This is a genomic window from Pedobacter frigidisoli (assembly GCF_004331675.1).
In the GTDB taxonomy this organism is placed as follows: domain Bacteria; phylum Bacteroidota; class Bacteroidia; order Sphingobacteriales; family Sphingobacteriaceae; genus Pedobacter; species Pedobacter frigidisoli.
On the sequence record NZ_SJSN01000001.1, the window covers coordinates 488293 to 515068 of the forward strand.

A 26776-nucleotide genomic window follows, 5' to 3' on the forward strand; every position below is an offset into this window, starting at 1 on the left:
TGGTTGACTAGTTTTGAAAGCCTAGATTAGAACTCTTTCTAAAATAAAGCCACTTAGCATTTAAGCTAAGTGGCTTTATTTTTTGCTATTTGAAACAATGGCTAATGAATCATTGAACGATTATAAATCCGTTTTAATTTTCAACTCTTTCAGTTGCTTATCATCAATTGTACTCGGGCTATCAATCATTACATCTCTACCTGAATTATTTTTAGGGAACGCAATTACATCGCGAATCGAATCTAAACCTGCGAAAATTGAGGTTAAACGATCGAAACCAAATGCAATACCGCCGTGTGGAGGTGCACCAAATTCAAAGGCATCCATTAAGAAACCAAATTGCTTTTGTGCTTCTTCTGCAGTAAAACCTAAATGTTTAAACATTAAAGCCTGTAATGCCCTATCGTGAATACGGATAGAACCACCACCAATTTCAGTTCCATTAACCACCATATCGTAAGCATTTGCACGAACGTTTTTAGGATCTGTATCTAACATGGCAATATCCTCTGGTTTTGGAGAGGTGAACGGATGGTGCATGGCATGATAGCGCTCCGTTTCTTCATCCCATTCTAAAAGAGGGAAATCCAATACCCAAAGTGCGGCAAATTTATTTTTATCCCGTAAACCTAAGCGATTACCCATTTCTAAACGCAGCTCGCTAAGTTGTTTACGAACCTTATCTGTTGAGCCTGCCATGATTAAAAGCAAATCGCCTTTTTCAGTTGCAAAAGCCTCGCTCCATTGTTTTAAATCCTCTTCGTTAAAGAATTTATCTACCGAAGATTTTAGGGTTCCATCGTCATTATGGCGAGCATAAATTAAGCCTGTAGCACCAATTTGCGGACGTTTAATAAAATCTGTTAGTTCATCTAATTGTTTACGTGTATAACCTGCAGCACCTTTTGCATTGATTCCGATTACCAGTTCTGCATGATCAAAAACAGGGAAACCCTTGCCTTTTACTAAATCGTTAAGTTCTACGAATTGCATTTCGAAACGCGTATCTGGTTTATCAGAACCGTAAAAACGCATCGCATCTGCATATTGCATACGAGGAACTTCTGGTAAGTCGTAATTGCGAACCTCCTTAAATAAAGTACGAATTAAACCCTCAAAAGTATTTAAGATATCTTCTTGTTCGATGAAAGACATTTCACAATCAATCTGCGTAAACTCTGGCTGACGATCGGCTCTTAAATCTTCATCTCTAAAGCATTTAACAATCTGGAAATACCTATCAAAACCAGAAACCATAAGCAATTGCTTAAAAGTTTGTGGCGATTGTGGCAAGGCATAAAACTCGCCCTCATTCATGCGACTAGGCACCACGAAATCTCTTGCACCTTCTGGTGTAGATTTAATTAAAACTGGGGTTTCTACTTCGATAAAATCCAAGGCATCTAAATAACGGCGAACCGATTGCGCCATTTTATGACGAAGAACCAAGTTATTGCGAACTGGGTTGCGACGTAAATCCAAGTAGCGGTATTTCATTCGAAGCTCATCTCCACCATCAGTTTCATCTTCGATCATGAATGGAGGTAATTTTGCAGCGTTTAAGATCTCTAATGCGGAAACCTTAATTTCTACATCACCAGTTGACATTTTAGGATTTTTGTTGCTGCGCTCTACAACGGTACCAGTAGTTTTAATTACAAACTCACGACCCAATGAACGTGCCGCTTGGCAAAGTTCGCTATTATCATCCATGTTAAAAACCAGTTGGGTAATACCATAACGATCGCGAATATCGATGAATGTCATTCCACCTAAATCTCTTGATTTTTGCACCCAACCACACAGGGTTACACTTTCACCTAAGTTATTAAGGGTTAGTGCACCACAAGTTACTGTTCTTAACATATAATGTAATCTAAATTAAGCGGCAAAAATACCGAATTTGTTTTAAAGTTGATGAAATACGCAAAGGTTTTTAAAGCGCTACTGTAAAGCATTGAATGTTTGCATTTTGAAAACTTTTGTTATATTTGATTGATGAAAATTTTGGTACGGAAAACCATATTGTACTATGTAAAAACATATCCATTGGCAGAGATACCATTATCAGTCTGGTTTAATGAGTTTAGCAAAATACAGATTTATAACTTTAATCAGCTAAAAAGCTTTTATGGAAATGCCAGTATTGTAGCAAACAACAGAGTGGTTTTCAACATCAAAGGGAATGATCTTAGGTTAGTTGTATCCATAAATTTTATTCAACAAGCCTGTTATGTTATTTGGTTTGGAACCCATAAAGAATATGACAAGATAGATGCTGAAACGGTAGCATTCGATACGAAGATTTTAACAAGTAAAGAAGTATAAAAATGAATTGGAAAATATTAAAAACCGAGTCGGATTATAATAAAGCATCAATGAGGTTAATGGAAATTTTTCATGCTGAACCCAATACGCCGGAAAATGATGAATTAGAATTGTTGATCGTTTTGATAAAGGATTTTGATGAAAAAAATTATCAATTGCCAGAATTGGATGCTTTAGAGGTAATTAAGTTTAAGATGAATGAAATGGGTGTTAAGGCAAAGGATTTAGAACCAATCATTGGGAGTAAAGGCCATGTGTCGGCAATTTTATCTGGTAAAAGAGATATCACTTTAAAAATGGCGCAGAAGCTAAAGAACTATTTTAGCATCCCTGCCGATGTGTTTCTTCACTCAGCTTAGCATTAATACTTCTCCTCTAAAACAACCTCAACAGCTATTATTTTCCATTCGCCCTTGATGTTTTTCCAATGGTAAACTTCTTCAGTTTGGATGGTTTGCTTTTTTGATAGCACCAATAAGTTAGGTTTGATGATAATTGATTTTCGAGCAATCTTTTCAGTAAAAACATCCTCTTCAAAAGCTGATTTAATTCTATACTGAATAGTCTCGTAGCGCTTAACCGATTTGAAAAACTTGTTTAAATCGTAAATAAAATCTCTTTTGTTTAGCGTCTTTTTTTCTGCTGAAATAAACTGCAAACCATCATCAAAGAACAAGGCATAAGTTGTAGCATCTTTATTTTCTAAAGCTTGGTTTGCTTTTGTATGTAGCTCGTTTATTGCTGAAGTGATTAAATCGGTTTCCATGGCATGAAGTTAATGTTTGTTTCAGGGATTTCAAATTTATGATGAACACGACTACTTTTTTCCATAAAAGGTTTTTTTTTGCAATGGAAAGGTTTTTGTTTATAGGAGTGGACCTAAGTTAATTAAACCTGATAGCAATGGAAAGCTCCCGATTTTTCTATCGGGACTTGGAATGTATAGCAGGGCTGCTATAACCTAATTGCTACTGCAACTGCTTTTCAAAATCCCTAAATCCCCTAAAGGGGACTTTAAAACCAATAGTTATTTTTTGCTCAAGACATAAACGATAAAAAGGCAAAGTTACCTATAAATGTTTATTTAATTTTTTTTCTACCTTGATGCAACGTTTTGAAATCCCTTATGTCTTATAATCAGAATATTCGAAATTTTGGAAGCTGTTTACATCGATAAAAACCTAGAATTAGTAAAAGAATGCATGCAGGGCAGCCGGGCAGCGCAGTTTGAATTGTACAAATTGTATGCTAAGGCCATGTATAATGTGGCGCTGCGCATTTTAAATTACGAAGAAGAGGCCGAGGATGTTTTACAGGAAGCTTTTTTAGATGCCTTTACCAGAATTGTAGATTTTCGGCAGGAAACCACTTTCGGACTTTGGTTAAAGCAGATTGTGATTAACAAATCCATCAATTACCTCCGCAAGCGAAAGTTTGAGTTTGTTGGAACGGATGAAATTTCTGAAGTACCTGATGAGATTAGTGCTGATGAATACGAGGTAAAGTTGCAGGCCGACGAAATTAGAGAAGCCATTAAGGAACTTCCGGATGGTTATAGAGTGGTATTAAGTTTGTATTTGTTGGAGGGTTACGACCACGAAGAGATTGCACACATTTTAAAAATAAGTGATAATACAAGTCGCACACAATATATGAGGGCGAAGAAAAAACTGAAAAGTATTTTAGAACAGAAAGGGATGAGAGATGAATAATAGACTAGAAACCTTTGTTAAGGAAAACCGTAGGGCTTTCGATATCACGGAGCCACCTTTTGGGCTTTGGGCAAAGATTGAACTTGAATTAGATAACAAGACAGCACTAGAAATAAAGAATAAAAAAAAGCCAGTAAAGCTGTACTTATGGATGAGTGCTGCGGCAGCAATAGTAGTCGTTTTTGCTATAGGTTGGCTATACGTAGGCAAAATGCAAAGCAACGGATTAGAAATTGCTGATGTAAACGCGGCCTATGCTAAAAAGGAAGTTCATTTTGCAGGTTTGATTGTAGAGAAAAGAGATAGCTTGGCCATTTTTGCTTCTGCAAACCCAGAATTGTACAAAAAATTTACTGCAGATTTAACCAAGTTGGATGAAGAATATGAAAGATTGAGGTTGGAATTGCCAACATCGCTAAACCAAACTTTTGTGGTTAAGGCCATGGTTAAAAACCGCGAAATTCAACTGCAATTATTAAAGCAACAACTATTAATTATTAATCAGGTTGACGATTACAAAAGGGTAAACCAAATTTAAGCCAATACTCTGAAGATAAGTTGCAAAAAATAACACATCAACTACTGTCTCGATACCTGATACTAAATACTTGATGCTACAAATACGCTCACCACATTTTTACGCTAAAGCCGGTCGGCAGGTTTATAGCGATTGAATGTTTAACAATTAACAACATGAAAACACTTAAAATATTTTTAGCCATTATGGCTTTCATCGCCGTAAAAAGTTATGCTCAGCAAACCGTTGTGGTCATTTCGCCTGATACTTATGCTTCTAATAACGTTAAGGTATCATTAGAAAATACTACAGTAAGCATTAATGATGATGCAAAATCTGGTGCAGATGCAGAACGCTCAAAATCTTTCAGCAAAAGCTTTAGTGTAGATAATAACGATAAGATAAACCTGAATAACCAATACGGAACTATTGTAGTTAAAACATGGGATAAGAAAGAAGTTCGGGTAGATGTGGATATTAAAGCCTATAGCAACTCTGACAGCGATGCTCAAAAACTAATTGATGCAGTTAATATCGATGCCAATAAAACCGCTGATGTAGTTTCTTTTAAAACCAATATGGACGATAGAAGCGGGCGCTGGGGTAGAGGCGTGAAAAACGGCGTAACCACTTGGAGAAGGGAAGTAAAGATTAATTACGTAGTGTACATGCCTGCTGTTAATCCGTTAACGGTTTTACAACAATATGGTAATGTGGAATTAGGCAATTTCGCTGGCCCAACTTCATTAAAAGTACAATATGGCAACTTGGTAGCCGGCAATTTGAGCAATATCAACAACTATATTAATGTTCAATATGGCAAATGCGATGTGCAGGATTTGAATGCTGCAGTAATCAAACACGAATATAATGGTCCGGTAACTATCGGAGCAGTTGGAACTTTAGAGTTAGATGCCGAATATGTTGGTGTAAATATCAATACGATTAGGAGATCTGCCGATATTAAAGTTCAATACGGCAAAGGTTTAACCGTGGGTACAATTGGAGGAAATTTGTTGTTGAATGCAGAATATGCCAAAGTAAACATCAATACTGTTAAAGGCAACACAGTAATTAAACAAGCTTATGGCGATTTAAATATTGCTTCGGCAGGGAAAATTGCGGTTAATGCAGAGTACTCAAACGTAACAGTGGGCACCTTAAATGGCGATGCTAATATCAATATGGATTACAACAGACTGAGTGTAAGCGAAATTACACCAGCCTGTAGAAATTTCAGCTTTATTGGCGAATATGCGAGCCTCGGTTTAGGTTTTGCAGATCGTTACAATGGTAACTTCAACGTATCTACTTCTTACGCAGGCTTTAAATATGGTGCAAACGTAACATCTAACTTAGTAAGTAAAGATGATGAGGATAAAAAATACAGTGGTAAAATAGGTAGCGGCGGAACAGGAAATGTTTCCATTAAAACCGAGTACGGTTCAGTTACTTTTAAATAAGAATTTCCAAGCTAAACAACTATAAAGTCTTGCCAATTTTCGGCAAGGCTTTTTTTGGTTTTAGGTTATCGTTAAATTGAGAAATTTATAATCTCCTGTTCCCTATCTTTGTTTACTGATGAAAACTTGTTCGTTGCTCTTCTTTCTGTTTATTGGGTGTTTCGCCCAAGCCCAAGAAGCCCCAATAAAATGGGCTACTCAAGAAACTTTCTTCGAGGATTTAGTGGGAAAGGAATTGCCGAATTTTAAAGGACTTACCATAAATAAAAAGCCTTTTTCTAAAAGCGACCTTAAAAATCAAATTGTAGTGATTAATTTTTGGTTCGAAAAATGCCCGCCTTGCATAGCTGAAATGCCAGAATTGAATGATTTGGTAAGGAAATACGCAGGTAATAATATTCGTTTCATCGGGATCACTCACGATTCACCGCAATCGGCTAAGCGGTTTCAAAAACGCAATGGTTATTGATATGAAATTGTTAGTCTAACGATGGATGAAATTAGAAAGCTGAATATTAACCACGGTTTTCCATCGAATATTCTAGTCGGTAAAGATGGAAAAATCATTTATGCCACAGCAAACATTTCCTTTATCGACCCTAATTTCAAAGCTAAATCTGAAATCTTTTTAGAGAAATTAAAGTTGGAAATCAATAAGAATAAATAGAATTAAAGTTGCTGGTTGGGCGGTATAATTCATCCCTTTTTTACTACAAAAGGAACAAAAGAAAGTGTTAGCTTAGTTGTTCTTTTGTTCCATTTGGATGATATTACTTTGTAACTTGGAGAATATCTCAATTTAGTGTGCTCCCAATCTTGTCGATAATTGGAAAAAGAACAGCGAAAAATTAAAGTATATATTCCTCGTTTATTGGCTTTATAGGTTCAGGAATCTCATTTTCCTCCATCATTTGCAAAAGATTAATTTCAATTGTTCTGGTGATTTGATTTAGTGGAACACCTGCAGAATTATTTTCAAAAGGATTTACTAAACTCATTCCATTAATTTGGGTAGAAACAAAAACAAAACCAATTAGCCAACCTAAAAATATAGCTGCAGGTCCGGCATCGGGACTAATAACTAACGTAAAGGTTACTACAAACAGCCAGATAAACACCTTGGTTAAATAAGTATATGTTGTTGGAAATATGGTGTTTTTAATTCTTTCGCTCATGCCCATCGAATCAGAGAACCTAACCAGCATTTCATTAATTTCCATAAACCTAAAACCATCTATGGCATTTGCTTTAGATAAGATTTGTAAATCCCTTGATTGAATATTTAAGATTGCATTATGGGTATTGGCATGTTTTTCAATCTCATGCAAATCCTCCTCAGGCAAATATTTTACATAAATTTCATCTACGGTTCCACGAAGACTTGCTTTTAATGCATATAGAAAGGCGATATGCCTACAGATCATCCTCTTTGCTATGGCATCATCTCCATCAACATAGTTGAGCAAAGCTCTTGCGAAAGATCGAGAATCATTTACCAATGCGCCCCAAATTTTTCGTCCTTCCCACCACCTGTCGTACGCTTGGTTATTATTAAAACCAATAAAAAAAGCAATTGCCGTTCCTAGAAGTGTTGGTATAATTGAAGGAATTACAAAATGGTGCGCTATTAAATATTCCCTAACGAAATAAGCAACTGTGCAGGAGGCGATCATAATGAGGTCAACCTGCCACGTATTTCTTAAAATTCTACTGAACCTGATATTTTGTATTAAAAGCATATAATTTGAATGGAAAATGAAAATACAAACATAAGGCCAAAATGTTTTATAATGTAACAATTTTAATGGCAGGAAGCGCAGGTTGCCGATTGTGATTCAAATGTTTATATTGGGAAACCAAATATTCCTATTCTTATGAGCGAAACCTTACCCAAGAACAATATCTTTAAAGTCATCGGTGCTTCATCACTTGGTACATTAATCGAGTGGTACGATTTTTACATTTTCGGTAGCCTTGCGGTGATCATTGGGCATCAACTTTTTCCAGAAGATGCAGGCGCATCTGCGCTAATTAATACTTTAGCGATTTTTGCTGCGGGTTTTATCGTTCGTCCTTTCGGAGCTTTGGTTTTCGGTAGGTTAGGCGATTTAATTGGCAGGAAATACACCTTTCTGTTAACCCTAGTTTTAATGGGTGGATCTACTTTTTTAATTGGATTAATCCCCTCATACAAAAGTATAGGATATGCCGCACCAATTTTAGTGCTCATTTTAAGGTTAATTCAAGGCCTGGCTTTGGGTGGTGAATATGGTGGAGCCGCAACTTATGTAGCCGAACATGCCCCAAAAAACAGAAGAGGTTTTTTTACCAGCTGGATTCAAACTACGGCAACCTTAGGGCTATTTCTTTCATTGGGCGTAATTGTAATTACAAAAAACATTTTGGGTGCAGATGCATTTGGAGATTGGGGCTGGAGAATTCCGTTTCTATTGTCTATCGTTCTGGTTGTAGTTTCTATCTACATCCGAATGAAAATGCACGAATCACCTATGTTTTCCAAGCTAAAAGCAGAAGGGAATATCTCTAAAAATCCATTAAAAGAAAGCTTTAATAATAAGGCAAATTTTAAAATGGTTTTACTTGCGCTATTTGGCGCAACAATGGGTCAAGGTGTGATTTGGTACACAGGCCAGTTTTATGCGCAATCATTTTTGGAGAACACCTGTAAATTGGATTTTAACGATTCCAGATACATTTTACTTTGGGGAATTGCTTTTGCTACACCGTTCTTTGTAATCTTCGGAGCGTGGAGCGACAAGGTTGGAAGAAAGTGGATTATGCTCTCTGGAATGCTCTTGGGGATTATTTTCTATCGTCCAATCTACCAAATGTTTTTGGATGATACCGACTTCTCTAAAATTGAGCAAAATGATGTTTCATCTACAACGGCAATGCCAGCAACAGCAGTTTTGATCCCAAACACTCCTGATAGCTTAAGAACCATTTCGACTAAGGTTATACTAAAAAACGGAGCATCATTTAACAAAATTCAGACTGATACGATTTCGGTTTCAAAGGGAGTTTTACCCGCCAAAGAAATTTTAAAGGACAAGGTTTTACCTACACCAATATTCTGGAAATTTGTCGGATTAATTTTCTTCCAAATTTTATTGGTTACGATGGTTTACGGACCAATTGCAGCCTTTTTGGTAGAGCTTTTCCCAACTAAAATTAGATATACCTCCATGTCTTTACCTTATCACATTGGTAACGGCGTATTTGGTGGTTTGGTTCCATTTATTGCAACGTTAATTGCCAGTTTTGCAGGCTCCACACCTTTATCTGGACTTTGGTATCCAATAGGAATTGCGGCTCTGAGCTTAATTATAGGGACGATTTATTTATCGAATAAAAGAGACGAAAGTATTAACGATTAAATAATTTAAAGATGAACGCGTTAAAGAAATTTTTAGGATTAGTTTGGATGGTTTTAGGACCATTGGCGATGACCTTTCTTTTTATACAGGCTGTAGAAAAAGTGGGCTTAACCCATACCGATATCGAAAGAACAAATACCATTTTGCAATGGGGAATTATACTTTTTATTTTCTTACCCATAAGTTTAGGGCTGATGATTTTTGGGTTTTATGCCTGGAAAGGCGAATATGAAAAATTGCCAGATAATTCAGCGTTATAGATAAGGTTAGATTTTGCATCAAAACCTAAATAAGTTACATAAAGATCTCCAGCATGCTCAAGATTTACCTTGCACTTGGTTCTAAAAACCATTTCCAAAACTATTTAACCAGATCGTTTCGGAAATGGTTTTTTTAATGAGGAAGCCATTCCGAAAGATTGACCAAACGACAGCTAAAGTGAACCACAACCATTGCATTCCCCTTAAAAAATAAAATCTGTATCATCCTTAAATTGCTATCATCAAGCCGCAGTAAAAATCGTTACAATCCTACCTCTGGAAATATCGAAGATAATACCTTGCTTTATAGGCAAAAAACTTAAATTTGCCACAACAAAAATCAAAATATAATGAGTTTCAGAATAGAACACGATACCATGGGCGAGGTGCAAGTACCTGCCGATAAATACTGGGGTGCACAAACCGAACGCTCACGCAATAACTTCAAAATCGGCCCTGAGGGTTCAATGCCTAAAGAAATTATTCATGCTTTTGGCTATTTGAAAAAAGCTGCGGCATTGGCAAATACCGAGCTTGGCGTACTTTCTGCCGAAAAAGCGGAGCTAATTGCTAAAGCTTGCGATGAAATAATCGCCGGCCAATTAGACGACCAATTTCCACTGGTAATTTGGCAAACCGGTTCGGGTACGCAAAGTAACATGAACGGAAACGAGGTGATTGCAAACCGTGCTCACGTTATAAATGGCGGCGCATTGGCTGATGATAAAAAAGTACTTCATCCGAATGATGATGTTAACAAATCACAATCATCAAACGATACCTATCCAACTGCAATGCACATTGCAGCTTATAAATTAACGGTAGAAAATACCATTCCAGGTTTAGAAAAATTGCGCAATGCCTTGGCCAAAAAGGTTGAGGAATTTAGTTCGATTGTTAAAACTGGACGTACACACTTTATGGATGCAACTCCGTTAACCTTAGGGCAAGAGTTTTCGGGTTATGTTCAGCAAATCGACAATAGCATCAGGGCAATTAAAAATGCTTTGGTTATGGTTGCAGAATTGGCGCTAGGTGGTACCGCTGTTGGTACTGGTTTAAATACGCCAAAAGGTTACGATGTTTTAGTAGCTCAAAAAATCGCCGATTTAACTGGTTTACCTTTCGTTACGGCGCCAAATAAATTCGAAGCTTTAGCTGCTCACGATGCAATGGTTGAACTTTCTGGCGCTTTAAAACGTACTGCGGTAGCCTTGATGAAAGTAGCGAACGATGTGCGTATGTTAAGCTCTGGTCCGCGTTGTGGTATTGGCGAAATTGTTATTCCTGACAACGAACCGGGTTCTTCTATCATGCCGGGAAAAGTTAACCCGACACAACCCGAAGCATTAACCATGGTTTGTGCCCAGGTGATGGGTAACGATGTGGCGGTTTCCATCGGCGGCATGTCAGGTCATTTCGAATTGAACGTTTTCAAACCTTTAATTGCAGCAAATGTATTGCAATCGGCTCGTTTAATTGGCGATGCATGCGTTTCATTTACAGATAAATGTGCGGAGGGAATTACAGCGAACCTACCTGAAATTGAGAAACATTTGCAAAACTCATTGATGCTGGTTACGGCTTTAAATCCGCATGTGGGTTATGAAAACGCCGCTAAAATTGCGAAGAAAGCGCACAAAGAAAATAAAACATTAAAGGCTGCGGCGGTAGAATTGGGCTTATTAACGAACGAACAATTCGATGAGTGGGTTCGCCCGGAAGATATGGTGGGGAGTTTGAAATAAACCCCCTAGCCCCCTAAAGGGGGAACTTTTTTCTATCGTTCATGCAAAATGTTAGAAAGGTATGGGTTTCGGATTTTTGAAAAGCAGGGCCATTCGTACTTCGGATACGAAAGTCCCGCTTTTTGCTTCAAGTTTTTTCAACATCTGTCATGCTGAGGCACGAAGCATCTGTTTCATCGTTTGCAGATGCTTCGTGCCTCAGCATGACAAATTGTTCAAGGTTGGTGCAATAAAAAAAAGCTTTCCGCTTCAATCGGGTTTATATAACAAAAAACAGCAATTAAAACTCATTTTGCGACATGCAAATTTAAACACAAACTCAAAAATATGGAAAGTTCATTTATGTCAGCATTGTTCGGTTTCGTTTCAATTATACCATCAATAATTGTTTTTATTGCTAGCTGTTATTATATTTCAAAAAATGTAAAACCTGATTCGATATTATTAATAATTGGCTCTGGTCTTTCTCTATTACTTACAATTTTTTATAGCTTCTTAATGCCATATTTTATGCGATCATGGGCAATTTCAGTTAATGACACTTCGAGTTACTACACCATTGCGGGCATTATCAGTTTCATCGCTGGAATTTGTTTTGCAATTGGTTTGTTTATGTTAATCAACACTACGGTAAACACGAACAAAGGCCTTTCAAATCAATTTCCACAGAATTTTAAATAGTATGCTGGCTAATATTAAGTTTAATCAATTGAAAATGTTTGGCGTATCTATTAGCTTAAGGTATTTTTACCTTTTACCTTTTGCCTTTTACCTTTTACCTTTTTTAAGTTCCTGTTCTCCTCGCCCTAATATTCAGGGCAAAGGCGAGGCTTTTATGCAGGGTATTTGGAACGAAGATTCGGTAGCTTACAGTAATAAATTGAGCAATTATACCCAACACCATTTTAAATTTACTTGCGATTCGGTTTACCTGGATTTGGTTACCCACAGCAAAGTTAATTTCTACGAAGATTCCTGCTACAATAAGGGTGTTTGGAAAGAATATGCCAAGGGGGTTTACGCCGTTCGTGGAGATACCTTATTTGTTGGCGCAACATTTACCCATGCCAATTACAAACAAAAAATTTCGGGTTGTTATCGCATTGGCAGGTACGATAAAAACTTCCTAATTAAGAAAAAATCAACGGATACACTGGTTTTGGAAAGCATGAGCGACCAACGCCAAATTAAGTTATCACTCAAAGAAAAAGTTACCTGTGTACAAAAAGAATTATAACATGATATTCAAAACGATCAAAAGAAAATTAATTACAACTGCTGCAATTGGTTTGTTGGCTTATTTACCCATGCAAGTAAATGCTTGGGGAATGATTGGTCACCGTGTGGTTGGCGAAATTGCCGACAGCTATTTAAACGCAAAAGCCCGTAAAGCCATTCAAGGAATTTTAGGTTCAGAAAGTTTGGCAATGTCGGCAAATTGGGGCGATTTTATTAAATCAGATTCTACCTACAATTATATGTATAATTGGCATTTTGTTAATCTTCCCGGAGGTTTAGATAAGCAAGGTGTTTTCAGCATTTTAGAAACTGAAAAAGCACCAAATCTTTACAACAAGATCATCGATTTAACTGCTATTTTAAAGAAAGCAAGCAGTACAGCCGATGAAAAAAAACTTGCATTACGCATGCTTGTACACATGGCAGGCGATTTATGCCAACCCATGCATGTTGCCCATAAGGAAGATTTAGGTGGCAACAGAGTTTCTGTTTTATGGTTTAACGAAAAATCTAACCTCCACCGGGTTTGGGATGAGCAATTAATCGAATATCAACAATTAAGCTATACCGAATTTGCGAAAGCGATTAATCATCCATCTGCAATCCAACTCTACAATTGGAAAAACACAAGTTTAAAAGAAAATATATTTGAATCTTACACTGTTTGCGCAAAAATTTACGAAAACACAAAGCCAGATTCTAAGTTGAGTTATCGTTACAACTTTGATTGGTCAAGCACCTTGAATGAACAATTGCTAAAAGGTGGCGTTCGTTTGGCGAAAATGCTGAATGATATTTACAAATAACTTCATTAAATGCTTCGATCAAAAATCGGGGCATTTTTTTTAACTTGTAGCATAACCGTTTTGAATCCCGTTTATGATAAAAATAAATAACGATGAAAAAACTAATCCTAATTTTAGCCATCTGTGTGGCATTCGGTTGTAAGAAAAAAAATGAAACTGTAGAAGATGACATTACAAAGTACAGTTGGCCACTTACATCTGCAACCATCAGTCCAGCATTGGTTGTTAATGGTAGGGCAGAAACAAATTTCAAAATTATGTCTGGCCCATCGGGTTGTTTAAATAATAATTATACGCTTTCTTTTTCAAACGATGGATCTTTCGCATTTACATCCAACGGGCCATTATGTGATATGATATCTTATCAAAATGCCAAATGGAGTAAAAAAGGAAATGAGATAACACTTAACGATGGTCAACCTCACAATGTAATCCTAAGTGGGAATATTATTACAGATAAGTATAGTTTCAATCAAGATAATATTAACTACACTGTTACTTATATTTACACTGCAAGATCTAAATAAGTTTGAAAATTTTAATGGTTTGTTTGGGTAACATTTGTCGCTCGCCTTTAGCGGAAGGCATTATGCGTCACCTTTCTAAGGCACAAAATCTCAATTGGGAAATTGCCTCAGCTGGAACAGGTAATTGGCATATTGGCAAAGCGCCAGATCATAGAAGTATTGCTGCTGCTAAATCTTTTGGTTACGATATTAGCACACAAAGGGCACAACAATTCAATCATGCCATGTTTGCTAAATATGATCTGATTTTAGTAATGGATAAAAACAATTTAAAGGATGTACAAAGCCTCGCCAAAAATAACGAGGACCGCCAAAAAGTTAAACTTTTCTTAGATAACGATGAAGTTACAGATCCTTATTGGGATAATGACTTGTTTAGTCCAGTTTGCCAACAAGTTGAAGAAAGATGTAGAGAGATTATCAAACAACTTTCTTAAATTTAAGGCTCAGATCAATTCTGAAAAATATTTTCATCACCTAACCAAAGTCGAACCATGAAAAAGGTTATTTCCTTTTGCCTATTAATTGCAACCATCATTTTATTTCAGGGATTTATTACGCCAAAAAAGAACCCAAAGATTTTGGTGTTTTCCAAAACCAAAGGCTATAGACATGCGAGTATTGGTGTAGGTAAAACAACCATTCAAAAGCTGGGAATGGATCATCATTTCGATGTTGACACTACAGAAAATGCAGCACTTTTTACAGAGGATAATTTAAAACAATATGCAGCGGTAATCTTTTTGAGCACCACTGGCGATGTTTTAAACAATGCCCAACAAGCTGCGTTTGAAAGGTATATTCAAGCTGGCGGAGGTTATGTTGGCATACATGCAGCCACCGATACAGAATACGATTGGCCTTGGTATGGAAAGTTGGCCGGGGCGTATTTCACAAGTCATCCAGCGGTTCAAGAAGCCAAATTTATCATTAAGGATAGAAAACACCCATCAACAAAATTCATAACAGATTCTGTTTGGATGCACAAGGATGAACTCTATAATTTTAAGGATATTAACCCTGATATTAAGGTTTTAATTACCATTGATGAAACTTCTTATAATGGAGGTAAAAATGGAAAATTCCATCCTTTTAGTTGGTACCATAACTTCGACGGCGGCCGTTCTTTTTACACTTCAATGGGCCACACAGATGAAACCTGGCGTGAAGATAAATTTTTGAAGCATTTATGGGGTGGAATTGAATATGCTGTTGGCCATCAGAAAAAACTAGATTATAGCAAAGCGCATTCTAGGTTACCTTAACTTTAATCTCATCTTGGGCCGCTGAAAAGATTTATTCTCATTAACCCAAGATGAAAATTTCTTTAGTAAAACAACTGCGATAACACATTCGTTGCCGATGGTGTTGCAGGCTTTAGCGATGTAAACTTTGCCATCTGTGCAATGGTTAAGGCCGTTCCCAATTTTGATTTTAAACCAGAGATTAAGCTAGCAACTTTAGTTTTTGAACCTGTTGGATCATTTTGCTTAGTAGCTAATGCAGTTGCTTTTTGTACCAAGAAATCTTTCACAATTGAAGTAACCGTTGGCTTTTGAGCAGGCGTTAAACTTAATGCAGGAGTAAGCTTACCCAATATACCATTGGTTAAACTTCCAATATCCAAGCCACTGCTGGCTGCTGCAGACCCAACTTTACTTAAAAAGCTTTGTGCATTCGATGCAAAATTTAAACCTAATATAAGGGCAGATAATATCAATAATTTCTTCATTTTAATAATTTTATAAGCGAAGATAATATTTATACCCCTTTTAAGAATGAACAATTTATTAAGATCTCACTTTTTTAAAATTCGTTAAATAAATATAATTCAACATACAGAAAGAGGCTACAGCACCAAATGTATGCCACAGGAAATGTGTGCCGACTGATAATACTTCCCATTTATCGGCAATTCTAAAAGTTAAAGCAAATATAAATGCCAATAGTGCAAAACCCACCCACTTGCCATTTTCCCATTCTGTTTTCACCAAATACCCAAATACTGGAAACAGAACCAAAGCAGCCATCAGGGCATAATTGATATTGATGAAAATTTGGAAATCGCCATTCGAGAAAAGTCTCCTGATGTAAAATTGAAAGAAAGCATAGATAACCACAATCAAGACGGCATAATACCATTTAGTTAATTTAGCCAAAAAATATACTCCAGCAGAAAGACAAAGCAGCATAATCGGCATCCAATCCATCATTATAAAAATTGGCCAACGCCTTAAACCATGATAGGTAGTTCCCCCGATTCCACCAATATAGAGTAATACCAAGGCAATCGTTAAAAATGTATGTTGCTTAGTATTTCCCCATAATTTAAAAGTCCAATAAACGGCAATAGCCAAAAAAAAGCAACTGGTAATGGTATTTAAGGGCTCTGGGAATAATTGAGCGAGGTTTGTTTCGGCGTACATTGTACCACCATCGGGAGGATTCTGATTAAATATGCTCATAAATTTCACAGTAATAATTGGGTTTCAATTTTAGAATAGGCCTTTGTAAAATCGATATTTTAAGCCTTTAATGCATGTAGTTTCGGTAAAAAATTTGCGACTTTAGCGTAACAATAAACTAACATGAACGAGCAAAAATTATACATGCTGATGCTTGGCTGTAAACCAAAAGGTAGGCAAACAGAACAACACGATATTTTCTTTGGCATTGCATCTTCCCTTAAGGCATTAATTCCCGACATTTACACTTTCTGGCCTGAAGCAAAACAGAAAATCCATATCGATGCCTGGCGGGAAGTAACCTGTGTAAATGGATGTAAAATTGAAGTTGTTCCATCATCGGAAAGCTTCCAGAATAAATTAAATCTTTTCTTTATCAATCTTGGCGGATATCGCCCAAATGAATTTGATGAGCCGCATTACAAAATGTTATTGGCTAAAGAAAATAAGGCATTGGCGATAAAAGAAGCAAAAGAAACTGCCTTTTATAAACACACCGGATTTGTAGGTGCTGTATCTCACATTGATGACAAATACGGAATTGATGTTGATGATATATTTGAGATTGCTGATGTACTTGCGGAAGACTTAAAATCTAGATTCAAACTGAAACTTACATCAACAGATATGCTTAGCGAAGATGAAATTCATTTAGGATATCTACCAATAAAAAATATAGTATAAATCTAATAAACATCAAACCTATATAGCTTTCAGGAATAGGCTTTTTATAAAAATGACAAACCTTTTGTTTGGGTTCATGTTGAAATAGTAACATCAAAATCTATAAAACATGAAAACTACAACAGCAACAGTAGAGGTACTTAATGATCTCGTTCAAATTAATAATGACCGTATTGAAGGTTATGAAAAAGCTCGCAAAGAATTAAAAGACGGCGACGCAGATTTAAAATCCTTATTCTTAAATATGATTGAAGAAAGCCAAAAATATAAAATGGCTTTAGCTACTGAAGTTGCGGCTTCAGGTGAAGATATCGAAACAGGAACAACTACTTCAGGTAAAATTTACAGAGGTTGGATGGATGTGAAAGCCTTATTTACAGGCCATGATCGTCAAACTGTTTTAAACAATTGCGAGTTTGGCGAAGACGCTGCTCAAAATGCTTATAAAATGGCCTTAGAGGAAGAAGATTTGCCATCAAATATTAGAGAGTTAGTCTCTGACCAAAAGGCTTCTTTAAGAAGATCTCATGATGAAATTAAAGCATTACGTGATGCTCAAGCATAATTAAGCCTAAGCTATAAACCAAAAAACCTTCCGATGAATAATCGGAAGGTTTTTTGGTTTAATGGAACTTGACTAAACTAAGCTTCCAATTCTTTATCCAAATGTTCGGTAACACGTTGAATGGTATTATCAATCGTATTGCTTAGAATGGTTAAATAAGAACCCTTTTTCGCATGATCAATCGCATCTTGCAAACATTCTGTACTCTTATTGTTAATGATGATTTCCTTATTGGGATCAACTTCCTTAATTCCGGAAACTAAAAGATCTATCAATTCTTGCTGATCGCGTCCTCTCAAATATTTTTCCTGACAGATGTAAATCTTATCAAACATTTGAGCGGAAATACGTGCAGTTTCCTTAATATCCTCGTCGCGTCTATCGCCAGTTCCAGATATGATCCCCACATGTTCTGTTGACTCTACACTTTGCAAGTACGCTTTTACGCCATTAAATCCATCAGGATTGTGAGCAAAATCTACCAAAACCTTGAAATCCTTAAATCTGAAAACATTCATTCTTCCTGGCGTATGTGCTGCCGATGGAATAAAAGTTTCTAGTGATAAACGAATATCCTCTGGTTTATAGCCCCATAAATATGCAGCGAGAGTTGCAGCCAAAACATTCTGGATCATGAAATTCACCGATCCACCAAAGGTTAGTGGAATGTGAGTAGCCTTATCAACCCTTAATTTCCAATCTCCAGTTTTAATGGTAATGTATCCATTTTCGTAAATTGCGGCAATTCCACCTTTTCTACAATGTTCCTTAATAACCGGATTATTTTCATCCATACTAAAATAAGCAACATTACAACGGGCATCTCTCGCAATTTTAACGCAGTAGCCGTTATCAGCATTTAAAACAGCCCAGCCTTTACGGCGAACAGCGCCAATTACAACAGCTTTTACTCGAGTTAAATCATCAAGATTATGAATATCAGAAATACCTAAATGATCTTCTTGAATATTGGTTACCACACCAATATCGCAGGCATTAAAACCTAAACCAGCTCTCAAAATTCCACCACGGGCGGTTTCCAAAACAGCAAATTCTACAGTAGGATCTTTTAAAATAAACTCCGCACTTACCGGCCCCGTAGTATCACCTTTCATTAACATGGTATTGTGTACGTAAACGCCATCACTTGTGGTAAAGCCAACACGTTTACCATTGCTCCGAATTATATGGGCAATTAGACGGGTTGTAGTGGTTTTGCCATTTGTTCCAGTTACGGCAATAATCGGTATTTGAGATAATTTTCCTTGCGGATAAAGCATATCAATCACCGAAGCAGCAACATTTCTCGGCAAACCTTCGCTTGGCGCCAAGTGCATTCTAAAACCTGGGGCAGCATTTACCTCTAAAACAACACCACCATTTTCGGTTAAGGGTTGAGTCAAGTTTTGCGCCATAATGTCGATTCCGCAGATATCTAATCCAATAACTCGGGAAATCCTTTCGCAAATAAAAATATTCTGAGGGTGAACAATATCGGTAACATCAATAGAAGTTCCACCAGTACTCAAGTTTGCTGTCGATTTTAGATAAACCACTTCTCCCTTTTGAGGAATCGTTTCTAAAGTATATTCTTTTTTGGCAAGCAAATCCAAGGTATCACGATCAACAGCGATTTCGGTTAATACATTTTCATGCCCGTACCCGCGTCGTGGATCTTCGTTTTCCTTATCAATTAACTCTTGAATAGTATGAATACCATTTCCTAAAACATGAGCAGGATCGCGTAAAGCAGCGGCAACAACCTTATGGTCGATTACCAATACACGAAAATCGTGTCCAGTAATAAATTTTTCAATGATTACTCTTCGAGAATAGGTTTTTGCATATTCAAAAGCAGCTTTTGCGGCTTCCATCGTTTTAATATTGATGGTTGCGCCTTTACCATGGTTACCATCTAAAGGTTTAAATACCAATGGAAAACCAACCTTATTTACTGATGCTTCTAAATCATCAGGATTTGAAATGGTAACACCAGATGCTACAGGGATTGCCGCCTCTGTTAATAAACGCTTGGTTTCTTCTTTATTACTGGCGATATCTACTGCTATGCTGCTGGTTTTTTCAGTCATGGTGGCCCTAAAGCGAACCTGGTTTTTTCCATAACCCAATTGTACCAATGAGCTTTTATTTAAGCGAATCCAAGGAATACTTCTAGCAACTGCTTCTTCAACTATAGATCCGGTACTTGGGCCTAATGCCTCCAATTGACGGATTTCTTTCATCCGATGGACATCGTGCTCCAAGTCGTATTCAACATCATCAATTAAAGCCTGGGCAATTTTAACAGCCGCCTCAGCCGCATAAACGCCTACCTTTTCCTCTAAGTAACTGAATACAACATTGTAAATTCCTTCTGTTTTGGTTTGCCTTGTTCTACCAAAACCAGTTTCCATACCGGCCAAGGTTTGAATTTCTAAGGCAATATGCTCAATTACATGCCCCATCCAGGTTCCTTCTTTTACACGGGCAAAAAAGCCACCTTCTACACCCTTAGAACAACGGTGGGTGAACATGCTTGGTAATAATTTCTCTATTCTTTCACTAAATCCTTCAATGCTATTGGTTGGTCTTTGTTCTAGCTCCTCTAGATCCAAACGCATTTGAATAAGTTTTTTACGGCTAATCGACCATATATTTGGCCCTCTTAATACTTGTATGTTTGATATCTTCATGTAATGTTTTGTTCGTTTTTTGTTATAAACAAGGTTAGGATGGCCTTTTTAATTCAATTTAATAGGATGAAATTGATGACTGTAAATTATAAATTTATTTTGAAAATAGACGATCCATTTAGCTAAATCAAAATTTTTGACTATTTGTTTTATTTTAAAGGCGATACGACCTATTTTTTCAGCAAAAAAAATCAACGTTTGTTAATAAAGTAAATATTATTGACAAAAAAAGTCGTGTTTTTTATCTTAACGTGATATATTTGGGTTTTTTGAAACAATTATAATACACAAAGAATGGTTCCGAAAGGTAAACTCATCATCATAGGTGGCGCAATAAACACAGGTAGCTTTGCAGAAACGCAGTTTGGACTACCTGAGAATATGAATTTTTTTGAGCGTGGAATTTTAAAGAGGATTACTACAGAATCAGTAAGAGACATCGAATCTCGCTTTGAAATCATTACAACAGCCTCATTAATGCCAGAAAAAGTTGGCGAAGAATATATTAAGGCTTACGCTCAATTAGATGTACACAATGTTGGGGTATTAAACATTACGAATCGTGAAGAAGCCAATTCTGAAGAAAATTACGAGCGCATTAAAGCTGCGGAGGTAATCGTTTTTACAGGTGGAGACCAACTTCGTCTTTCTTCTATTTTCGGTGGAACAAAAATTCATCAAATCCTTTTGGAAAAATATAGAAATGAACCTGTTGTTATCGCCGGAACTTCGGCAGGTGCAGCAGCAAGTTCTAAAAATATGATTTATCAAGGTAGCAGTAAAGATGCGTTGCTTAAGGGCGAGGTAAAAATTACCGGCGGACTTGGTTTTATTGATGATGTGATTGTTGATACGCACTTTGTTCAACGTGGTAGAATTGGTCGTTTACTTTACGCTGCAGCTAGCAATCCCGGTATTTTGGGCATTGGCTTAGGGGAAGATACTGGCTTATTCATCTCTGATGGACATGTAATGGAGGCTATCGGTTCTGGAATGGTAATCTTGGTTGATGGTCGCCACATGGCCGATACCAATTTAACTGATGTAGAAATGGGGCAGCCTGTTTCCATTAAAAATATGGTTGTACACGTAATGTGCGATGGCGATGTTTACGATTTGAAAGACCATAGCTTGGTTATCCATCATCCAAAAGTTATCCCGATAGGATAAAATCAGTTAAAAGTTTTCAGTCCTAATAACTGATCTTGATACTTGATACTAAAATCCCGATTCTAACATAATGAAACTAATTATACACGGTGGCTTTTTCAGTGAGTCATCAACCAACCAAGAAACGAAAAAAGCTAAGCAAGATGCCTTATCTACTATTGTTTCGCTTGGTTATGAATATTTGAAAACACATACCGCACTAGAAACGGTAGTTTACACAACTGCTTTATTGGAGGATAATGATTTATTTAATGCCGGCATCGGATCTCAAATTCAAAGTGATGGCAAGGTTAGGTTAAGTGCCGCTTTAATGGATGGCAAAACTGAAAAATTTAGCGGCGTTATCAATATTGAGGATGTTAAAAATCCGATTGAAATTGCCAAAGATCTTTTAACCTACGATGATCGGGTTTTGAGCGGAGATGGAGCTCAAAATTTTGCCCGTAAGAATGGTTTTGAATATTTTAATCCGATAACTAAACAACGTCAATCGGAATACGAAGCCAAGCTAAATCAGCAAAACAATCTTGGTACAGTAGGCTGTGTGGCTTTAGATGCCGATGGAAATTTGGCAGCCGCAACCTCAACAGGTGGTAAAGGTTTCGAAATCCCTTGCCGTGTTAGCGACTCCGCAACAGTTGCGGGCAACTATGCAAATCAATATGCGGGCATCTCTTGCACGGGCGTTGGCGAGGATATTGTTAGTGGCGCATTGGCTGCAAAAATTGCAACCAGAGTCATCGACGGCTTCACTTTAAAAACTGCTGCTGATAAATCCTTTGCGGAATTAAAAGCATTCGATGGCTTCGCAGGTATAGTTGGAATAACGGCATCTGGCGAAATTTATCATTGCGATTCGCATCCCTACATGGTTTGGGCATCTTTTGATGTTAATTTACAGGTATTTAGCTAAGTTTACATTTAAAGTATTATTTTTGTTGCATGACCAAAATTGCATTGGCTTTTATTAGCCTTTTTGCCTCATTTCAAGTACACGCTCAAAACTTCGATAAATCCGATTATCAAGAACCTAATGGTGGGGGCGCCATCAATATCGCCGTTTCTAAATTTGATTTAGAGGATGGAAATACTTTTTATGAAGAAGCTGAAGATTCTGAGAAAAAAGGGGATTATAACGAAGCTTTAACCTTATTTGGCAAGGCTGCTTTTGAATACAATGCCATAAAAAATTTCAACAAATACGGTCAGGCTGTAATTAAGATGAGCAATATGCATTATCACCTTGGCCGCTTTACCGATGCAGAACAAATTCTCCTAAATGTTGCCCTCAAAAATTATTCTAAAATGGGCAGTAAGTCGGGCTTAATGACTTCCTACAGCCTCCTTGGAAAAGTTTATCTGGCCAACAGTAAATACACACAATCGATGTGGTTTTACACGCAGCAAGGAATTTTGGCCAAACAATTAAAAAGTAATAACGCTTTCATCGAATCAGTTTTGGGAATCGCTCAGGTGAAAATCAAAAAGAAAGATTTTACCTTAGCACTACGAGATTTAAAATCGGCAGAATGGTTGGCCAGCTCAATCAAAACTAACCAATATAAAGATCAGATTAAGGATGCTAGAGAATTAATTGCCTCCAAAACTACCTCCAAAGCCAAAAGTTAAGCTCATTTCTATTTACTTGAAATATTCTGTAAGAGAATGGTTATGAAGCGCTAATCTTAAAACAAAATTTAACGTTCTGCGTTAGCTTCTAAAGATTGTTAAATAAAAAGCTTTTAGTTAGATTTGATAAAGTTTTAACAAGAGACGGTAATAATGCTGTCTCTTTTTTGTTTTTTTGCTAAAATGGTATCATATTGGCTATATAGAATTGGAAATGGATTTTAAATCATTTAGAGAGATGTTAAAGAGAATATTTTTTGTAATTTTTACTGCGGCCGTACTTGCTTGTCACGCTGCACCGAAAACGCAACCGATGGTTGAGGGTGTTACCAATGTTAAACCTGATGAGCAGCAACAACTCGTTATTAAGGAAGTTGTAAATTTAATTGAAAGTTATAACTACAAAAAAATTCAGATCAACGATTCTATATCGTCGTTAATTCTAGATAAGTATATCAAATCGTTGGATCAGGGCAAAAATTATTTTCTTGCATCTGATATTAAGGAATTTGAGAAATACAGGTTTACTTTAGATGATGATTTTAAGAATGGTGATTTAAGTGGCCCATTTTTTATCTACAATGTTTATGCAAAACGCCTTAACGAATATTTCAACTATTCATTGGCTCAAATTAAAACAAAGTTCGATTTTAATGAAACCGATACTTACGTTTATGATAGAGAGAAAATGCCTTGGGCAACTTCATCTACAGCACTAAATGATAACTGGAAAAAACGCGTTAAATACGAATTGGTTAACCTAAACCTAGCGGGAACAGCTCAAGCTAAAAACGTAGAAACTTTAACCAAGCGTTACCAGAATCTACAATCTCAGACTTCAAAAACCAACAATCAAGATGTTTTCCAAATTTTGATGGATGCTTTTACAGAATCTGTAGATCCACATACTAATTATTTTGTTCCATCGAAAGCTACTGAATTTAACGAGGAAATGTCTCGGTCTTTCGAGGGTATTGGAGCACGCTTACAGTTAGAAAATGAAGTGGTAAAAATCTCTGAGATTATACCTGGTGGACCAGCTTTTAAAGGAAAGCAATTAAGCGCTGGCGATAGAATTATTGCTGTTGCGCAAGGCGATGGAGAATTTGTTGATATTATAGGTTGGAGATTAGATAACACCGTTTCTAAAATTAAAGGTCCGAAAGGCACAAAGGTTCGTTTGAAGGTAATCCCAGTTGGAAAAGAAATGTCCTCTAAACCGGTAATTATCGAAATGCTTCGTGAAAAAGTTATTTTGGAAGATCAATCGGCCAAGAAAAAAGTAAAAACGATTAATTCAAACGGTAAAGATTATAAAATTGGTATCATTTCCTTACCAGCATTTTATGCAGATTTTAAAGCTGCAAACGCTGGAGATAAAAATTATAAAAGCACCACTCGTGATGTTAGAAAGTTAATAGACTCATTAAAAAATATCGATAAAGTAAATGCAATTGTAATGGATTTACGCGGCAATGGCGGTGGATCTTTAGTGGAGGCAATTTCATTAACGGGATTATTTATTGATAAAGGCCCAGTTGTTCAGGTAAAAGATTTACGTGGAAAAATTGAGGTTGATGAAGATGAAAATACAGGCGTAGCTTGGGATGGCCCATTCGGTGTAATGGTAGATCGTTTAAGCGCTTCGGCATCAGAAATTTTTGCTGGTGCAATACAAGATTACGGTCGTGGTATTATCATGGGAAGTCAAACTTATGGTAAAGGCACGGTTCAATCTTCAATTGATTTAAACAAATTGGTTAATCCAGGCATGTTGCAAAAGATTGCAGGACTGATTTCTAAGGATAAAACCTTGGGCACTTCTCCGAGTAGTGCTTCAGCAGCAGACATTAACTTAGGACAGATTAACCTGACCATGGCTAAGTTTTACCGAGTAGCAGGAAGTAGTACGCAACACAAAGGCGTTATTCCTGATGTGGTTTTCCCATCTGTTTATCCAATGGATAAAATTGGCGAGGATACAGAGCCATCTGCATTGCCTTGGGATGTTATTCCAAGTTCTAACTTTAAAGCTGTAGCCAACTTAACAGCAGTTAAAGCAGGCTTAATTAAAAGTAGCGAGCAGCGTATTGCTAATTCCTTAGATTTTAAATATTTGAAACAAGATATCGCTGATCTTAAAAAACGAGATGCTGAAGTTTCAGTTCCTTTAAATGAAGCTAAGCTTAAGGCTGAGCGTGATGCACAGGAAGCTAAATCGCTTGCAAGACAAAATGAGTTAAGGGCTTTAAGAGGCTTGCCAGCAATTAAAAAAGGTGAGAAGATTACTAAACAAGATTCTTATGATTTCATCGAAAATGAGTCTTTAAAAGTAATGGGGGATTTTATGCAACAGTCTGGCAATTATGTTATGAATTTAGGTAATACTGCTCAGCAGTTTTAACAAAAAATTTTAATACAGGAAAGCCGATCAGATTTTAATTCTGATCGGCTTTTTTATGCAATAGCTTTTGTGTACTAACCAATGTATCTAAACGGGATGGAAGCGATATCCCCCCGATTCTTTCATCGGGGGATTTAGCGTACAGCGCGACAACTATTAACTAAGCACTACTGCAATTGCTTTTTAAATAATTATAATGTTTAATTAAGCCTTTTTTACAGGGTTTTGACTCAATTGCATCGCCATCATTTCTTTCATGGTTTTATTCATTCCTTCTGTACTGCCATCTAAAAAGATAATATTTCCTTCGCCATATTCCGCAAATTGCTTAATCGCTTCAGTCCACATAGTAAATAAAATTACCGACGTATCTAGGTTTGCTTGTTGCATTTCGTGGGCAGCATTTGTCATACCCTTTGCCACTTCCTCACGGAATAATGCAATACCTTGTCCGCGGAGTTGAGCCGCCTCACGTTCTGCTGTTGCTGCAATTTTAATCGCATTACCATCAGCTTCTGCACCTTTGGTTTTGGTAATTAATAAAGCCTGACCTTCGTTTTCTGCAGCGGCTTTTAAGTTATTCGAAGCCACCACACGACTCATTGAGCGCATAATTTCTTCATCAAAAGTAATGTCATTTAATTGAAGATCTTGAAGGTGATAACCCCAACCGTCTAACACCTGATCTATTTGTTCCTTTACATGAAGCACAATTTCGTTGCGTTGCGCTAAAACATTTGCTTGTTTCTGAGTGGCAACATAAGCACGAATAGAACCTTCGATAGTTCTAATTAACGCTTGCATTAAATTGGTTGCATCAACAAATTTGAAAGCCACATTTTTAATGGTTTCTTCATCTTGATTAACCACAGAATACAAAAGCATTGCCTTGAAGTAAACATTTGCCTGATCTTGTGTTACTGCTTGAAAAGATAATTCAACCGAGCGATTCTGAATCGAGATTCGCGAATAGATCTGTTCAATGAGTGGTATTTTAAAATTTAATCCTGGCCTGAGCTGCCTGCGATATTTCCCGAAAACAGTTACCACAGCGATAGTTCCTTGTTTTACGGTAACAAAAGAACTTAACAGGATAATGAATGCGATGAAAATAACAATGTAAATCGTGTATTGCATAATTATATTTTTTCATGAAGTTATAAAAAAA

29 protein-coding genes are annotated in these 26776 nt (G+C 36.8%); 22 read left to right on the forward strand and 7 right to left on the reverse strand.

Translation table 11 applies throughout. From position 1 onward, the window contains the following. Positions 1-120 precede the first annotated feature (120 nt). Positions 121-1866 (reverse strand): aspartate--tRNA ligase, encoded by a 1746-nt coding sequence (aspS, locus tag EZ449_RS02070; RefSeq protein ID WP_131556288.1) that lies wholly within the window; start codon positions 1864-1866, stop codon positions 121-123. A 132-nt stretch (positions 1867-1998) separates the two neighbouring features. Between aspS and EZ449_RS02075 the strand changes: the two genes are divergently transcribed. Continuing rightward, positions 1999-2328 carry a type II toxin-antitoxin system HigB family toxin gene (locus EZ449_RS02075; protein WP_131556289.1) on the forward strand — a complete coding sequence of 110 codons (330 nt, stop codon included), beginning with the start codon at positions 1999-2001 and terminating at the stop codon, positions 2326-2328. A 2-nt stretch (positions 2329-2330) separates the two neighbouring features. Beyond that, the gene (locus tag EZ449_RS02080) at positions 2331-2687 is read left to right on the forward strand and encodes a helix-turn-helix domain-containing protein (protein WP_131556290.1); all 357 of its coding nucleotides are present in this window, start codon (positions 2331-2333) and stop codon (positions 2685-2687) included. A 2-nt stretch (positions 2688-2689) separates the two neighbouring features. On the opposite strand, the gene EZ449_RS02085 is transcribed toward EZ449_RS02080, so the two are convergent. Then, positions 2690-3094 (reverse strand): hypothetical protein, encoded by a 405-nt coding sequence (locus tag EZ449_RS02085; protein ID WP_131556291.1) that lies wholly within the window; start codon positions 3092-3094, stop codon positions 2690-2692. 388 nt (positions 3095-3482) lie between these two features. Between EZ449_RS02085 and EZ449_RS02090 the strand changes: the two genes are divergently transcribed. The 5 genes from EZ449_RS02090 to EZ449_RS22555 all read left to right on the forward strand — a co-directional run bounded on the left by EZ449_RS02090 (position 3483) and on the right by EZ449_RS22555 (position 6687). Continuing rightward, on the forward strand, positions 3483-4040 hold the full coding sequence (locus EZ449_RS02090) for an RNA polymerase sigma factor (protein WP_205942920.1): 558 nt from the start codon (positions 3483-3485) through the stop codon (positions 4038-4040). Next, complete coding sequence (locus tag EZ449_RS02095) at positions 4033-4578, forward strand: hypothetical protein (RefSeq protein ID WP_225872200.1); 546 nt, start codon at positions 4033-4035, stop codon at positions 4576-4578. Before EZ449_RS02090 ends, EZ449_RS02095 begins: the two co-directional genes overlap by 8 nt. Before the next feature lie 155 nt (positions 4579-4733). Next, positions 4734-6020, forward strand: a complete 1287-nt coding sequence (locus tag EZ449_RS02100; protein ID WP_225872201.1) for a hypothetical protein — start codon at positions 4734-4736, stop codon at positions 6018-6020. Positions 6021-6138: 118 nt separating this feature from the next. Further along, positions 6139-6489 carry a peroxiredoxin family protein gene (locus EZ449_RS02105; RefSeq protein ID WP_131556293.1) on the forward strand — a complete coding sequence of 117 codons (351 nt, stop codon included), beginning with the start codon at positions 6139-6141 and terminating at the stop codon, positions 6487-6489. 21 nt (positions 6490-6510) lie between these two features. Further along, complete coding sequence (locus tag EZ449_RS22555; RefSeq protein WP_165499671.1) at positions 6511-6687, forward strand: hypothetical protein; 177 nt, start codon at positions 6511-6513, stop codon at positions 6685-6687. 181 nt (positions 6688-6868) lie between these two features. Here the strand turns inward: EZ449_RS22555 and EZ449_RS02110 are convergent, their stop codons facing one another. Beyond that, a complete protein-coding gene (locus tag EZ449_RS02110) occupies positions 6869-7759 on the reverse strand; it encodes a bestrophin family protein (RefSeq protein ID WP_131556294.1) in 891 nt (296 codons plus the stop codon). Positions 7760-7894: 135 nt separating this feature from the next. Here EZ449_RS02110 and EZ449_RS02115 point away from each other — a divergent pair, with 135 nt between their 5' ends. The 9 genes from EZ449_RS02115 to EZ449_RS02155 all read left to right on the forward strand — a co-directional run bounded on the left by EZ449_RS02115 (position 7895) and on the right by EZ449_RS02155 (position 15263). Beyond that, complete coding sequence (locus EZ449_RS02115; RefSeq protein ID WP_131556295.1) at positions 7895-9418, forward strand: MFS transporter; 1524 nt, start codon at positions 7895-7897, stop codon at positions 9416-9418. A gap of 11 nt (positions 9419-9429) precedes the next feature. Further along, positions 9430-9678 (forward strand): DUF6814 family protein, encoded by a 249-nt coding sequence (locus EZ449_RS02120; RefSeq protein ID WP_131556296.1) that lies wholly within the window; start codon positions 9430-9432, stop codon positions 9676-9678. Positions 9679-10028: 350 nt separating this feature from the next. Beyond that, positions 10029-11426 carry a class II fumarate hydratase gene (gene fumC / locus EZ449_RS02125; protein WP_131556297.1) on the forward strand — a complete coding sequence of 466 codons (1398 nt, stop codon included), beginning with the start codon at positions 10029-10031 and terminating at the stop codon, positions 11424-11426. Positions 11427-11753: 327 nt separating this feature from the next. Continuing rightward, positions 11754-12107, forward strand: a complete 354-nt coding sequence (locus EZ449_RS02130; RefSeq protein WP_131556298.1) for a hypothetical protein — start codon at positions 11754-11756, stop codon at positions 12105-12107. A 1-nt stretch (position 12108) separates the two neighbouring features. Beyond that, positions 12109-12663, forward strand: a complete 555-nt coding sequence (locus EZ449_RS02135) for a fumarate hydratase (RefSeq protein WP_225872202.1) — start codon at positions 12109-12111, stop codon at positions 12661-12663. A gap of 1 nt (position 12664) precedes the next feature. Next, a complete protein-coding gene (locus tag EZ449_RS02140) occupies positions 12665-13471 on the forward strand; it encodes a S1/P1 nuclease (RefSeq protein WP_131556299.1) in 807 nt (268 codons plus the stop codon). A 92-nt stretch (positions 13472-13563) separates the two neighbouring features. Further along, on the forward strand, positions 13564-13998 hold the full coding sequence (locus tag EZ449_RS02145; protein WP_131556300.1) for a hypothetical protein: 435 nt from the start codon (positions 13564-13566) through the stop codon (positions 13996-13998). Positions 13999-14000: 2 nt separating this feature from the next. Continuing rightward, a complete protein-coding gene (locus tag EZ449_RS02150) occupies positions 14001-14435 on the forward strand; it encodes a low molecular weight protein-tyrosine-phosphatase (RefSeq protein ID WP_131556301.1) in 435 nt (144 codons plus the stop codon). A 57-nt stretch (positions 14436-14492) separates the two neighbouring features. Beyond that, positions 14493-15263 carry a ThuA domain-containing protein gene (locus EZ449_RS02155; protein WP_131556302.1) on the forward strand — a complete coding sequence of 257 codons (771 nt, stop codon included), beginning with the start codon at positions 14493-14495 and terminating at the stop codon, positions 15261-15263. A gap of 62 nt (positions 15264-15325) precedes the next feature. Here EZ449_RS02155 and EZ449_RS02160 read toward each other — a convergent pair whose 3' ends face one another. Further along, a complete protein-coding gene (locus EZ449_RS02160) occupies positions 15326-15730 on the reverse strand; it encodes a hypothetical protein (RefSeq protein WP_131556303.1) in 405 nt (134 codons plus the stop codon). A gap of 58 nt (positions 15731-15788) precedes the next feature. Then, the gene (locus EZ449_RS02165; RefSeq protein WP_131556304.1) at positions 15789-16463 is read right to left on the reverse strand and encodes a hypothetical protein; all 675 of its coding nucleotides are present in this window, start codon (positions 16461-16463) and stop codon (positions 15789-15791) included. Positions 16464-16586: 123 nt separating this feature from the next. On the opposite strand from EZ449_RS02165, the gene EZ449_RS02170 reads away from it, so the two are divergent. Both EZ449_RS02170 and EZ449_RS02175 read left to right on the forward strand, forming a co-directional pair. After that, a complete protein-coding gene (locus EZ449_RS02170; protein ID WP_131556305.1) occupies positions 16587-17147 on the forward strand; it encodes a DUF1543 domain-containing protein in 561 nt (186 codons plus the stop codon). A gap of 109 nt (positions 17148-17256) precedes the next feature. Further along, positions 17257-17712 carry a PA2169 family four-helix-bundle protein gene (locus tag EZ449_RS02175; RefSeq protein WP_131556306.1) on the forward strand — a complete coding sequence of 152 codons (456 nt, stop codon included), beginning with the start codon at positions 17257-17259 and terminating at the stop codon, positions 17710-17712. 77 nt (positions 17713-17789) lie between these two features. On the opposite strand, the gene cphA is transcribed toward EZ449_RS02175, so the two are convergent. Next, complete coding sequence (gene cphA / locus EZ449_RS02180; RefSeq protein ID WP_131556307.1) at positions 17790-20405, reverse strand: cyanophycin synthetase; 2616 nt, start codon at positions 20403-20405, stop codon at positions 17790-17792. 294 nt (positions 20406-20699) lie between these two features. On the opposite strand from cphA, the gene EZ449_RS02185 reads away from it, so the two are divergent. From EZ449_RS02185 to EZ449_RS02200, 4 genes are all read left to right on the forward strand, one after another. Then, positions 20700-21575, forward strand: a complete 876-nt coding sequence (locus EZ449_RS02185) for a cyanophycinase (protein WP_131556308.1) — start codon at positions 20700-20702, stop codon at positions 21573-21575. Between the two features lie 70 nt (positions 21576-21645). Then, the gene (locus tag EZ449_RS02190; RefSeq protein ID WP_131556309.1) at positions 21646-22488 is read left to right on the forward strand and encodes an isoaspartyl peptidase/L-asparaginase; all 843 of its coding nucleotides are present in this window, start codon (positions 21646-21648) and stop codon (positions 22486-22488) included. 29 nt (positions 22489-22517) lie between these two features. Beyond that, positions 22518-23204 carry a hypothetical protein gene (locus EZ449_RS02195; protein ID WP_131556310.1) on the forward strand — a complete coding sequence of 229 codons (687 nt, stop codon included), beginning with the start codon at positions 22518-22520 and terminating at the stop codon, positions 23202-23204. A gap of 238 nt (positions 23205-23442) precedes the next feature. Next, on the forward strand, positions 23443-25608 hold the full coding sequence (locus EZ449_RS02200; protein ID WP_225872203.1) for a carboxy terminal-processing peptidase: 2166 nt from the start codon (positions 23443-23445) through the stop codon (positions 25606-25608). Between the two features lie 204 nt (positions 25609-25812). Here the strand turns inward: EZ449_RS02200 and EZ449_RS02205 are convergent, their stop codons facing one another. Further along, the gene (locus EZ449_RS02205; RefSeq protein ID WP_131556312.1) at positions 25813-26745 is read right to left on the reverse strand and encodes an SPFH domain-containing protein; all 933 of its coding nucleotides are present in this window, start codon (positions 26743-26745) and stop codon (positions 25813-25815) included. Between the last annotated feature and the right edge of the window lie 31 nt (positions 26746-26776).